Genomic DNA, 12,871 nt, shown 5'->3' with positions numbered 1-12,871 from the left:
TTGCTTCCTCAATTAGTACCAGAAGCTCTTATTATTCTTGATAATGCGACCTTTCATCATGGAGAAAGTTTAAAAAGTATTGTTGAAGAAGCAGGATGTGAACTTTGGTATTTACCCCCTTACTCGCCCGATTTTAATAAGATAGAAAATTGGTGGGCTGTTTTAAAGACATGGATGAGACAAAGATTAAAAGAATTTGAAACAGTTAGAGATTGTGTAGATGCTGCCTTTCACCAATGTCCTAATGTTTTTGCGTAATGCGATAGCAGCTTATCATGAAGCCTCATCAAGTAATTTCTCATATTTTTTCGGGGTTTGACAAAAAACTCAACGCCAAGATCTAGATGCAACTGCTCTGTCAAAGATTGAGAGATGTACCCTCTATCGGCAAAAACTTTGCCAAAAAGTGATTGGAGAAGGAAACCAACTGGCTTACGGTCATCGACATTGCCTGATGTGATGCGAACGTTGAGAAGTTCACCCGAATCATTGACAACTAAATGCAATTTAAAACCAAAGAACCACTTCCCAGGAAGTTTTACCGCGAGCCGCTAAATTTTCAAAAACGCGGTGGCTTCCGATACGACGGTTATGACAGACTTGTATTTTAGTCGCATCCAAAAAACTGATATCAGTACACCGACCGAAACAGTGTTTCAAATAAACGCATAGAGGGATTAATGCAGAAGGCATCCATTCGATGAAGCGTTGATAACTAGGCAGCCGAGGGAAAGCTTCCCTCCAATAAACACAAACATGGTCGAGATAGTAATGTTTGAAGTTTCGATAATGGTTTTGATGAAAGGTAATAAGAATCGTCATAATTTCGCTTAAAGACAAGCTTTTAGTTCTTCTACGGCTTTTTATTCCCACTGATAACAGTTTTTTCGACCATTTGGCTTCAAAAGCTTGGCAAAAATCATCGACATGACAAAATAGAGCTTCTAGACTGGACATAGGTTGGGGGTGCTGAATGATTCGTTATATTTCAGTTTACTAGCCCCCTCCTTTTCTTGGTTCTCCTTATCCCGAACTCACGTTAGGTAAGTCTTTCCAACTCTTTCTTCAGTTAAATAACCTAAAAGTGCTAATGCCGTCACAGAGAGTATTTTCTTTTTTACCATTGGGATTGTTTTTTAGATAATCTTGCATCCAATTGCATCCTCGCACCAGAAGCTCGTTTAGATTGTTTAGATTCTCTAAATTCCACAAAATTATAGTATGGTCGTAACTAGCAGAAGCAAGGGTTTGACCATCACGGCTAAAATTTATGCCATGAACCCAATTGCCATGGCCTCGCAAAGTGGCAATCGGAGTGCCGTCTAAACGCCAGAGTTTGATGGTTTTGTCACGGCTGGCAGAAGCGACAGTTTGACCGTCGGGGCTAAAATTCGCACCCAAGACTTTATCGGTATGTCCAATCAAACTTCTGAGCAATTGTCCCTCACGATTCCAAAGTTTAACGGTTCTGTCATGGCTAGCCGAGGCGATCGTTTGACCGTCAGGGCTAAAATTTACCTCATGAACCCAATTTGTATGACCCTTTAAAGTGTTGAGCAACTGCCCATCGCGACTCCAGAGTTTAACGGTTTGATCGTGACTAGCAGAAGCAATCAATTGACCGTCAGGACTGAAAATAGCACTATGAACGACATCGGTATGACCTTGAAGGGTTTTGATTAACGTTCCATCGCGCTTCCAAAGTTTGACAGTGCCATCGCTGCTAGCAGAAGCAATCAATTGACCGTCAGGACTAAAACTTGCTGCATAAACTTTTCCATTATGACCTTCTAAGGTCGTCAGCAAAGTTCCATCGCGACTCCAAAGTTTGATCGTCTTGTCCCAACTTGCCGAGGCCAAAGTTTGACCGTCAGGACTGAAAATAGCACTATGAACGACATCGGTATGACCTTGAAGGGTTTTGATTAACGTTCCATCGCGCTTCCAAAGTTTGACAGTACCATCGCTGCTAACCGAAGCGAAAATTTGGTGATCGGGACTAAAAACCGCGCTGTAAACTTCTCCGTCATGTCCATAGAGAGTATGCAATAAAAGTCCATCGCGCTCCCAGATTTTGATTGTTCCGTCCGCCGAAGCAGACGCGATAGCTTTCCCATCGTTGCTCGTGGCTACGTCTAACACGCCATCGGTATGCCCGTAGAAGGTTTGTAGCAGACTGCCATCTAAGTTCCAGAGTTTTACAGTCGTATCACCGCCGACTGAGATCAAAGTATAGCCATCGGGGGAAAAAATCACGCGATAAACAATATTTCCATCAAAAAAACGATGGATCAGTTTCCCGTCTTTGCTCAAATATTGAATGGTGCCATCTTCGCTACTAGCAACAATTTTTTGATTGTCGGGGCTAAAATTAACGCTCCGAACAGCTTGGTTAAACCCCGTCACGGTGTTGAGTAAGGTTCCGTCACGATTCCAAAGTTTAATAGTTTTGTCACCACTAGCTGAAGCAATGATTTGACCATCGGGACTAAAAGCCTGATTATAAACTTCTCCCTGGTGTCCAGTCAGGGTTTTGAGTAAGGTTCCGTCGCGATTCCAGATTTTAATAGTTTTGTCACCACTAGCTGAAGCAATAATTTGACCGTCGGGACTAAAAGCCAGATCATAAACTTCTCCCTGGTGTCCAGTCAGGGTTTTGAGTAAGGTTCCGTCGCGATTCCAGATTTTAATGGTTTTGTCCCCACTAGCCGAAGCAATGATTTGACCGTCGGGACTATAAATAACATCATAAACTTCCCCTTCATGAGCGGGAATAGTTTTTAATAAAGTTCCATCGCGTTTCCAGAGTTTGATGGTTTGATCGCCACTAGCCGAAGCTATTATTTGACCATCGGGACTAAAACTAATACTATAAACTCGATCCTGATGCCCGATTAAACGATTTCGTTCTCTAACACCATAAATGGCTTCTTTGAGAGAAGACATCACATCGGAACGAAGTTGAGGGCTATTTTCCGTCCAGGCGATATTTTGTAGCTTTCGTCCTGCTTGGAGTCCTTCGAGTAACGCTTCAAACTCTTGATGAGAAGCAGAGAGTAATTTAGACGATTGACTGGTCGCTGCAATCTCGCTAATTGCTGAATTGTGCCATTGCCATAAAGCGATTCCTGCTAGTAACAAAGCGATGACTAAACCGCTAATCAGTGCCGAGACAGTTAGTTTTCGCCTGCGTTTTTGCGCTTTGCTCTCTTGATCTCGCTGGTCTAAACTTAACTCAATGAACCATCGATCCTCCGAACTCAATTCCTCCAATCGTTGACTTTGCCAATATTGGGCATCTGCTAATGATTTACCTCGCAACAGAGCATCTTGATCTTTGTCGTTATTTTCCCATTGACGTTTAGATGCCCTTAGCTGTTCTTGCCAACGACGAAATTCTCCATCTGCTAGTAACCAGTTTCCCAGTCGTCCCCAACTTCTAATTAGTGCCTCATGCACGATTTCTACCGTTTCGCTTCCAGTAGACTCATTACAGTTGCGGTTAGTAACCACCAAACGAGCATCTGCCAAGCGCGTCACTAAATCCCAATTTTCTGGCTTAACTTCATCAGGAGTAGCTAACCGACGGGTGACCTCTGCTCCTTCTCCGAGTTGGACTAGCTGAATAAACACCTGCTGCATTCGTTGTCTATCGATTTCAGACAACTGAGCATACGCTGCCTCGGCGTGGTTGGCCAGTGCTGATTCTACACCGCCAATCTCGGTGTAGGCTTGATAGGTTAACCCGCTATCTTGCTGTTTCGACCATAGCTGAGTCAAGGCAAACTCTAACAACGGCAAACGTCCTGATTGTTCCCAGACCGCATCGATGAGTTTATCGGTCAATCCTGGCTCTAGTTCCACTTCATAACGGGCTGCAGGTTTTTCAATTGCCGATCGCAATTCCTCTTGGCTCATCGGGCCTAAGTTTTGAGTCGCTCCCTGTAAAACATCGCTCAAAGGACGGTCAGTAAGAACCCTGCCGTAAAAGTCGGCTCGCAGGGTAAGGACTAAGGTAAAGCCTGGGGTACATTTGACCGCATTAAGCAAAAGATTCAGGAAAGACTGGCGGTCGCATTCTAAAGAGAGGGTATAAAGTTCCTCAAACTGATCGGCAATCAACAGTAGACGGCAAGGGAGAGTAGAGGAAGATAAGAAGAGGAAGCTTTCGAGCATTTGAGATAAGGCTCTGTCGTCATCTCGCAGTTTTTTCTCAAGAAATTGAGGCGATTCTAATGAGCTAAATGCAGTTGCTAGTGACGCAAAAGGATTAATTCCAGGGCGAAACGAAACGATATGCCAATAAATCTGCCGTTCTTGGCGTAGTTTTGGTACAAGACCAGCAAAGACAACCGAAGACTTGCCACTGCCAGAAGAACCGATTACTGCTACCAACGGTTTTCGAGTGACTGCGGCGACTAAATCCTCAACGAACTTTTCCCGTCCAAAGAATAAATGAGCATCTTCTTCAATAAACGCAAATAAGCCTCGATACGGACAAGGAGGAATTCCGCCTAACTGAAGCCAAGTCGGGGGTTTGACAGCAGGATTTTGACAAAGGATTGGCAACCAGGAAGCACTGGGATATTGATCTTCTAATGCTTGTAACTTCCTTCTCGCTTGCCGCACGGCTATTGGGAGCGATAAACGATCAATCGCAAAAGCTTCGAGAAAATAGTTAAAAAATTCCTGTGCCACTCGATTCGGTACAGGTTCGCGCATGACAATGACGACAGGAATATTTAATTTTGAGAGTGCATTGGCCAGTCCCAACCCGTCGCAAGAGTTGAAAATTGCTAGTTTTAATCCATTGGCGATCGCTTCTGTGAGAGATTCTTCTAACTGTTCAATGGTCAAACTGTTGTTTTTGGAGTTCTCATTAATATAAATTCGCCCTGTTTTTTCCTCACTGTGACTGTGACCCGCAAAAAAGAGAATATCCCATCCTTGAGAGTCCCAAAGCTGCCTATCAAATTCGAGACGCGATGGTAGCACGAGAAACTCGGTTTGGGCATCCTCTAGGGTGTTGAGAAACTTTCTCTCACCTTCGACATCAATATCTTGGCTATCACCCAAAATCGCTAAAATTCTGATGTTTTGCCGAGAAACCCTGATCGGAGCAGTGTTTTGTCGCTTGTACTCTGGTCTACTGAGAGCAATTTCTGAAGCAGGATAATCTTTAACAAAATCCCAGTGATGCCAGGGTAAGCGTTTTACTAAGTCATCGTCAGTTTCAATAATGACTTGAATCGAATCGGCTCGGTTGAAGTGCGATCGCAGTTGCGGTCGATTTTGAAAAATTCTTCGGAATTGAGCCAAGTATTGAAGCTTTCTTGTAAGGTTTGACAGACTTCATCAAAACTAATCTGAGAGACTTGAGTAATTCCCCTGTCATCGATTTCTAGTTCGTCATCTTCCTCTATTGGGGGACAAAGCATCACTAGGCGACTACAGAGTGCTTGATAGATGGCTTGCCAACGACGATAGAGAGCGATCAAATGAGGAGCCGCACTGAGAGAACCAGTAAATTGCTCTGGATATGAATTTCCTTGTGTCCAAATTTGGGCGGTCACGGACTTAAATCCATGATTTAAATCACCACTCCCTAAATTGATAACAATTGACTGAGTGCCTCTCATTTTTTAGATTTCCTGTGTAAAAATCAGCACTGAATTATATTTTTAGAAGCCTAGCGGTTTTGGAGTTAAGGTAGGGGCTTTCTTTCAAAATTATTAGACCACTTGCACGAGTCAATTATTGGAATTCGTAATCAGGACTTTAGATTTTTAATTCTAATGGCTTGAAGACTGAAATCTCTACTATCAACTAAATTTGTCTATAAGTTTATTAATTTTGAGCTTGTGTATGCTACACAGGACAAACTTTCCTTTTAGGCAAGCTGTTAGTTTTTGTAAAAAATCTTTACAAAAAGGTTAACTGTCAAGAACTTGCTTTTCAAATAGATAAGACTATTGAAAATCATACTAATCGTTGACTGGTTTAAAGTTCAAATTCTTCTTTGACACTAGCATCGCCCAGGCTAATTTCAATACTAAAACGTTTTCCTGGTTCACCTTTAAAAGACTTCAGTTGAATGTAACTATCAAGAGGACGCGATCGTACTTCCTGTAATATTTTCCCCGCTTTACTCAGTAAAGTGAGTGTCAGATCAGGAGGTAAATAAGATTCGCCTTCAGTTGGATATAGTTGTATGTTGATTCCAATTTTCTCCTCAGTTTCTTGAGTCACCGTGATCAGCATGGCGACTGTTTGACTCCCCAATTGCATTCCTAAATTAATGAGTTTTCCCGCTTTCGTCCCCGTTCCCAAAAACATACTCCTGGTAGCCAAGGCTAAATTCGCTTCTGAATTAATCAGTACGTCAAGCGTTTGCCAACCTTCGTCTACAATTCCCTGTAACCATCGACTTAATTTAGTTCTCATTTCTTGAAAAACGTCTAATGCTTTTTCTTGAACAGGTAAAGTAATCGCTGATGGCTCTAAATGACAACAGTAACCTAACAAGTGATTGGGTTCGGCATCAAATACTGATAAAGGAAATGGATAACAACCATCGGCTTGCACAGATAAATTAACTTGAAGGCGATAATTATTCAATAAATCATAACGCTGAAATCCTCGGATAATGACTTGTTCTTCTTCTTCTAATACTTCAAGAATTGCATAAAAATGAGCCACTAGTTCGGATTGCTCTAAAACATCTTGAGGAAGATTGACAATTTCATCAAGCAAGTTTTCAGTGGCAATGACACAGATTTTAAAGTCACCAATTTTTAAATAGCTGCCAGACTGATTGATGTTGCTTTCTCTAATAATGTTAGAATCGTGCATCCGTTCTCTAAGCCATTCTTCTAAACCCAATAATGCAAGCGTATTTAAATAAACTTGCCATTGTTGAGATTCGTTGTTTGTGCGCTCACGAATGGCGGTTGCTCGTTCTATATGTTTTGGCTCAAGCCAAATAACTTCTGGCATCAGTAATCTAAAATTTGTCGAGTTGGTTAGGGAATTAATCATGACTTTACTCCTTTAATATTTTTCTAAATAACTTCGCAGTTTTTGGGCATATGAACTATCTAGAGAACGATTTTTTCCTGCTCTAATTTCTGTGGCTGCTTCTTGAAAGATTTCTTCATCAGCAAACGCTTCAATTTGTTCGCTTACAGTTTTGAGATAATCGGGTGCTGGAGGAATTTTAGTTAAGCCCATCTCTTTTGCCTTTTCTAAAATTTTGTCTAATAATTGTTGTACAGTCAGCAATCGAATTTTTTGTAAAAGTTCACCTGGATTTAAGATGCGTCTCGTTTGATCCCAACTCGACATTCCTAACTGAGGGGTAATTTCTGCCAAAGACATCCCTTGAGCGTAATAGAGTTGCAATCCTGGAATAAATTGCTGAGCTAATAATGCATAACTTTTGCTTTTTGTCAACTTATTGAGATGAGTCTTAATCTCTTGGGCGATCGCGTCATCCAAAGCAATTTTGAGAGACTCTTGCAAGAAGATTAATAATTCCCGTCCTTCTAACTCGTCTGCTTCATTAGAGAAATCTTTGGGCAAATCCGCTCTAGAAACGTAACTATCCGTTTCGGGATCGTATGTTTCCAGAGGTTCTCGGTAACTCCAGATATCATATTGTCTTAGTTGGGTTGCTACTTGTTTGATCGCTTTTAGTAACTCGCCAGTTGAATTAAAGACGATTTTTTGTTCTTGTAAGCGATCGCGCATTTCTTGCAGTTGAGCTTCACTAGGATCTGGACATTTTTTGATTCCTTTTTGTCGTAGCTTTAGTCTATCGCGTCGGTAAACAGAATGAAAAACGGTCATCAGATGGCGATCGCGAGCCAACAATCTTTCGAGTTGTTTGGGTCTAGCTTTATTTATTAATGCCCAATCGCTTAGATGTTTGAATCCAAATTCCGATAAAAAGTTTTTGAGTTCTTTATTTTGTTTGGTTTGCAAGTATGCCCAATTGTCCAAACTCATGCTGGTTGAAGAATTGGGTTTATAGGTTCGCAGAATCTCAAGGGTAAATAAAGAATAGGTAGATGGTGCTGTAACCTCCTGATTATTAAAAACGAGTTGAGTTTTTCCATCCTGAGCAATAATTCTGAGGCTTTTGCCATCATCATTGAGAACAAAGGGAAGCAAATCTTGATAAGTGAAATTTGCTCCGCCGAACAGATTGGCAAGAGTTTGACAAGCTTTAAGGATCGGATAAGAGACATAGCATCGCAAACACAGTCCAGCAATAGCCTGGTTTTTAGCCTCGACAGTTGCAGGGCGATTAAAAAAGTAATCATTGAAAGTTGCTTGGATGTTCGCTTTTAGCAAATTGAGCGGTTGTTGTTGCCAAAACGCTTGTGCTAAAGGAACTGTCCTGCATTCATATCCCTTCGGGTTAGTCAGACCAAGCTGGCAAATTTTCCAGTATCTCGATGAAACTTCCATAGCTACTGCCTCGTTACGCATTGGCTGATCTTGTAATCTCAAATCCATAAATAGAAGTATGCTCTTTGAACTTATGCAGTTTCCCAACTACTAGCCAAATCGCATTAGTCTGTTACTTTATAAAAGCTAAATTTACTCTTTTTTTCAAGCACGTTATCGCTTGATGCAGAGATTAATCTTTCTTGCGATTGGGCATTTTTTCAGCCACAAGTGCATAAGTCGATTTTTTAAGCAACTATTCAGAAGACAATACAACTCAATTACTCACATAGGATTACCAAATATGAAACGGATCACCCCTGAACTCATCAACTCTTTAACCCCTATTTTTATCGCAACAATTGGCGGAATTATCGGTGTAACTGCTTTATTCGTATCTTCTGCTGATGCCGCAAAATGGTCGTCCGCAATGGGGCTGGCTGGGACAGCGATCGCTGGTGCTGCTGGGTTAGCGCAAAGTGGCAAAAGTGAAACGACTGTTTCGGAAAATAATTCAAAGTTTCTAGTTCAAAACAACGAGGTTGAGAAAGCCTCCCCATAAAGTTCGGTCGCTCGTTTTTCAGCCACAAGTGCATAAGTCGATTTTCTTAATAGCTATTAAAAATACACATAAATCACACAGACTAAGGAGAAGTAATATGTTTAAAACTAACTCGAAGAAGCTAGGGGTTATTATGGCTATTAGCTTGGTGTCTTTCCTGATCAGTTTCCTTGCCAATGCCGCTATCCCAAAACCAATAGAGTCACCAACCTCATCCAATTGTAATGTAAATCCAAGCCTTCCAGGTTGCTAAGTCATTATAGTGCGGCTCTTTTAAAAAGATGTAGAGCAATGCCAACAACTATCGCTTTTTATGGTGGAGTAGAACAACGAGCTTGGGTAGCACTTTTGAGCAAAAAAATAGCAGCTTGATAAGCCTGATGATTACGTTGTTCTACTTTTTTTTCATTTAATACATAGTGCGGATATTACCCTAAAAATTACAAAAACTATAATTAAGGTGACTATAATGCTTAAATCACATAAAAAAATAAGAAGTCAGACATTTTTATTATTCTCTGATGAGAAAGTGAGTCAATATTCAAAAATAGTCAAATCGGTTATTTCTTTAATAACATCTATGGGATTCATTCCAGCAGGACTATATACGTTACATGAGTATAATAAGCAACAGCAAAATCGTCGTGAAGATCGGACTCTAGAGCTTCATGCCAAACAATTTGAAGAACCATTAAGTGCTATTCATTCAGACTTAAATTTTGTCTTCTCTCACCCCAATGTGAAGCCACAAGATGTAAATATTGAAGAAATTAAAAAGTATAACTTTGAATTCAGGAAAGATATTGATAAGTTTAAAAAAATGATGATTCTTTTAGAATATTATGAAGGAGTTGCTAAATGCGTCAAAATCAAGAATTGCGAAGAAAACACAACTAAAGCTTTATTTAAGGAAGATGTACGAAATTTTATCGTTTGGTTCAGCCCATTATTATGCGATTTACGCAAGAAGTCACTTGAGCCTGACATTGCGTCAGATTTAGAAGAATTTGTCAAACCTAAAAATCCACTATGTAATAAAGATAATAGCTACGGCAAGTAGAATGAAAAGGTAGCTTATCGAAAATATTAAGATGGATATTTAAACCTTTTCTAAAGCAAGAATTAGATAGATTATATAATCTACAATTATTTATAAATTAAAATATTATTTATATTCACTGGTATAAAATATTAAGCTTTTACTGGTGAATTTTTTAATAAACTTTTATCTTCTTAAGATTATCAATATTATCAAATCTAGAGAACCAGCTAGAGAAGTCTTTTGTCTAATTTATTTTCTGGAGTAAACACATTTTTTCAGCCACAAGTGCATAAGTCGTTTTGATTGGCAGCTATTAAGAAGACAACACAACTCAATAACCAAAAAACGATTCAACTCATAAGGAGTCTTAATTATGAAACTCACCTTTCGCGGCAATTCCTACAATGTTCCTGCTCCAATTCAGCTTGGCTCTGATTCTACAGAACAACCCAAAATCAAACTCATTTATCGGGGTAATGTATATTACTACACTCCGCGTCCTGTAGTGGTTTCTGAAAAGGTTGAAACAGATCAGCCAACTGTAACCCTAATTTACCGAGGAAATACTTACGAGCGTCAACTACTTGGCTCCATGCCCTATCAAAAGCCTCATGCTATTAATTGGCGTTGGCAGTGAGCATGATAGATAGATTTTTTCAGCCACAAGTGCATAAGTCGTTTTGATTGGCAGCTATTAAGAAGACAAGACAACCAGCAGAGAAAACAGTGTAACTGGTTGAGCGATTCCAGAAATTATTTAAACCCCAAAAGCCCGAACTTTAAGGAGAGCAAATTATGTTACTCGAAGAAAAACCTAAACAGAAAACAGATGCGCTTTATATTTTAAAAGTAGTCAAACCCACAACTTTTAAAGCCGAAGCGATTCAAAGTTCGTTCCTTCCAGAAGACAAAAAAGTTGTTATTGAAGAGATTCCCCAAGAATTTCCTGTGTTAGCTTACAAATATGAGAATCATCACTACAAGGTAAGCCTAGCCAATCAAACGATTAAAGGCTTCAATACTTGGTATGCCTATGATGGTCATGTACAGCTACTTGATCAAACTGGAAAATCTATCAAAAAAGCACATCTTGGTTCTTTAGCCGAGAAAGTTGTGGCTTGCTGCTCCGAACGCGGTTACTCTCTAGATAAAAATACAGGAGAAATCAATCTTATTGGCATTGAGGGGATCAACCTTGATGGTACACCTAATCAAGATGCGCCAAATCTTTTCAATGACTTGATTGGCTGCCTGAGCTTTGAAAACGGTCAACCAAAGTTCAAATGTTTGTATATCGGTACGACTGAACCTGGTCGATATTACACGCTCAACAAACTCAACAACAAAGGAGCCGCCCGATTAGAGTTAGGTCAACAGCGTTGTTGGCAGACTGGACTCCACAATGGGAAATACGAGGCTTTGATCCAGACGGGTGCTTCCGTCAAAGTGTGGCGAGATGGGAATAAGGATTTTTCCAGAAAAGGAGATGTCTTAGATACTGGCTTTTTTGGAGTTAATATCCACCATGGTGGAAATAACCCAGTCAACGATATTGGTCGCTATAGTGCTGGTTGCCAAGTAATCCGCTCTACCACTGATTTTGCTGAATTGATGCAGATTGTTAAAAGCGATCCGCGTTGGCAAGCAAATCACGCATATATCTTCAAATACACACTGTTATGGGGTCGGTGGCTGTAAAAGTTCAGCTTAATTAAGCCTAATTTCTCATTCTTGGAGGTTGAAATCAATGAAAGTGCAATGGCAAAAATTACTACTGACAGTTACTTTTTGGTTAGCAACTGAGGTTTGTTTCAACTTTCTAGAAATCGATGTTATTGCTAATTACAGCGAGTTTCTCTCTAATCAAAAAGTTTCCTACTTAGCTACAAACAGCTTTTCCTCTTAATTTTATTTACGGAGTCGTAATCATCATGAAATTACAAGACATCATTCAACAAAACTGCGTGAAGCCTCTTGACTTCTTAGCGGAAGATCCAGAGCTATGTCGCCAAATTCAGTCCCGTCTTAAAGATCTAGGACTTCTATCCCCAGATGAGATCGATGGTATTTATGGTTCTCAGACTCAAAATGCCTTCACTCAGTTCAAAAAAGCGACTAACCAAAGCGATCTCGACAAGTTAGGTTTAGGTTCAGCCAAAATTTTAATTGAACTGAAGGAGTTACCTAGGGGTGAAGCTTTGCTCTCAAAAGCTCAAGCAGAAGGTATATATGGTCGCCCCATCCAACCTCATCAACTCAAAGATCTTAACGATTGTCTTAATCGGTTTCAAATTAATACCCCCGTCAGGATGCGTCATTTTCTCAGCCAGACCGCCCATGAAAGTGGGGGCTTGCAATGGTTGAAAGAACTAGCTAGTGGTTCAGCCTACGAGGGCAGAAAAGATCTAGGGAATAAACACTCTGGGGATGGCCCAAAATATAAAGGTGCAGGAGTAATTCAGTTGACAGGTCGCTCCAACTATCAAGTTTTTTCGGATTTTATTCAAGATCCCAAAGTGATGGACGGGGTTAACTACGTTAGCATTACTTACCCTTTTTCTAGTGCTGGATTTTGGTGGTACAGAAATAATATGAACGATTTATGTGATCGCGGCGGTAGTGTCGAACAGGTAACTAAACGAGTTAATGGAGGAAACCGAGGACTTGCAGAGCGAAAAGCTTATTATCAGAAGGCTTGTCAAGTTATCTCTGGCTAGTATTAAGATTTATCTAATTTTTTTAAGAAGACCAGCAGAGTATGCGTAGTCTATGACAGTTGATTTAATTAAAACAAAATTTTTCACAAGTGCAGACTA

General features: G+C 40.3%; 11 protein-coding genes and 1 pseudogene. 7 read left to right on the top strand and 5 right to left on the bottom strand.

The features are described 5' to 3' along the window. Window positions 1–258 (top strand): transposase (locus tag CFPU101_RS18540; RefSeq protein ID WP_206816815.1); only part of this gene is annotated, 258 nt, incomplete at its 5' end. A 2-nt stretch (window positions 259–260) separates the two neighbouring features. Here CFPU101_RS18540 and CFPU101_RS26330 read toward each other — a convergent pair. From CFPU101_RS26330 to CFPU101_RS18520, 5 genes and pseudogenes are all read right to left on the bottom strand, one after another. Beyond that, window positions 261–957 (bottom strand): annotated as a pseudogene (locus CFPU101_RS26330) (IS982 family transposase); the annotation flags it as partial. A gap of 108 nt (window positions 958–1,065) precedes the next feature. Further along, on the bottom strand, window positions 1,066–5,319 hold the full coding sequence (locus tag CFPU101_RS18530) for a CHAT domain-containing protein (RefSeq protein ID WP_242578080.1): 4,254 nt from the start codon (window positions 5,317–5,319) through the stop codon (window positions 1,066–1,068). After that, window positions 5,217–5,639, bottom strand: coding sequence for a hypothetical protein (locus CFPU101_RS25670; RefSeq protein WP_242578079.1), 423 nt, complete (start codon window positions 5,637–5,639; stop codon window positions 5,217–5,219). The genes CFPU101_RS18530 and CFPU101_RS25670 overlap by 103 nt, the downstream gene beginning before the upstream one ends. Window positions 5,640–6,000: 361 nt before the next feature. Further along, window positions 6,001–7,038 carry a DUF1822 family protein gene (locus CFPU101_RS18525; protein WP_206816814.1) on the bottom strand — a complete coding sequence of 346 codons (1,038 nt, stop codon included), beginning with the start codon at window positions 7,036–7,038 and terminating at the stop codon, window positions 6,001–6,003. A 12-nt stretch (window positions 7,039–7,050) separates the two neighbouring features. Beyond that, complete coding sequence (locus tag CFPU101_RS18520) at window positions 7,051–8,520, bottom strand: hypothetical protein (RefSeq protein WP_242578078.1); 1,470 nt, start codon at window positions 8,518–8,520, stop codon at window positions 7,051–7,053. 235 nt (window positions 8,521–8,755) lie between these two features. Between CFPU101_RS18520 and CFPU101_RS18515 the strand changes: the two genes are divergently transcribed. The 6 genes from CFPU101_RS18515 to CFPU101_RS18490 all read left to right on the top strand — a co-directional run bounded on the left by CFPU101_RS18515 (window position 8,756) and on the right by CFPU101_RS18490 (window position 12,772). Next, window positions 8,756–9,013 carry a hypothetical protein gene (locus CFPU101_RS18515; protein ID WP_206816813.1) on the top strand — a complete coding sequence of 86 codons (258 nt, stop codon included), beginning with the start codon at window positions 8,756–8,758 and terminating at the stop codon, window positions 9,011–9,013. 469 nt (window positions 9,014–9,482) lie between these two features. Continuing rightward, entirely contained in the window at window positions 9,483–10,073 is a 591-nt protein-coding gene (locus CFPU101_RS18510; RefSeq protein WP_206816812.1) for a hypothetical protein, read from the top strand. 355 nt (window positions 10,074–10,428) lie between these two features. After that, a complete protein-coding gene (locus CFPU101_RS18505; protein ID WP_206816811.1) occupies window positions 10,429–10,692 on the top strand; it encodes a DUF4278 domain-containing protein in 264 nt (87 codons plus the stop codon). Window positions 10,693–10,850: 158 nt separating this feature from the next. Next, window positions 10,851–11,753 carry a hypothetical protein gene (locus CFPU101_RS18500; RefSeq protein ID WP_206816810.1) on the top strand — a complete coding sequence of 301 codons (903 nt, stop codon included), beginning with the start codon at window positions 10,851–10,853 and terminating at the stop codon, window positions 11,751–11,753. 49 nt (window positions 11,754–11,802) lie between these two features. After that, window positions 11,803–11,961, top strand: a complete 159-nt coding sequence (locus tag CFPU101_RS18495; protein ID WP_206816809.1) for a hypothetical protein — start codon at window positions 11,803–11,805, stop codon at window positions 11,959–11,961. Window positions 11,962–11,986: 25 nt separating this feature from the next. Further along, the gene (locus CFPU101_RS18490) at window positions 11,987–12,772 is read left to right on the top strand and encodes a peptidoglycan-binding protein (protein ID WP_206816808.1); all 786 of its coding nucleotides are present in this window, start codon (window positions 11,987–11,989) and stop codon (window positions 12,770–12,772) included. Window positions 12,773–12,871: the final 99 nt, after the last annotated feature.

Origin of the sequence: Chroococcus sp. FPU101, from assembly GCF_017312365.1 — a bacterium.
In the GTDB taxonomy this organism is placed as follows: domain Bacteria; phylum Cyanobacteriota; class Cyanobacteriia; order Cyanobacteriales; family Microcystaceae; genus Chroococcus.
The sequence above is the reverse complement of the archived record's forward strand: the minus strand, read 5'-3'. Positions and strand labels throughout refer to the sequence as shown.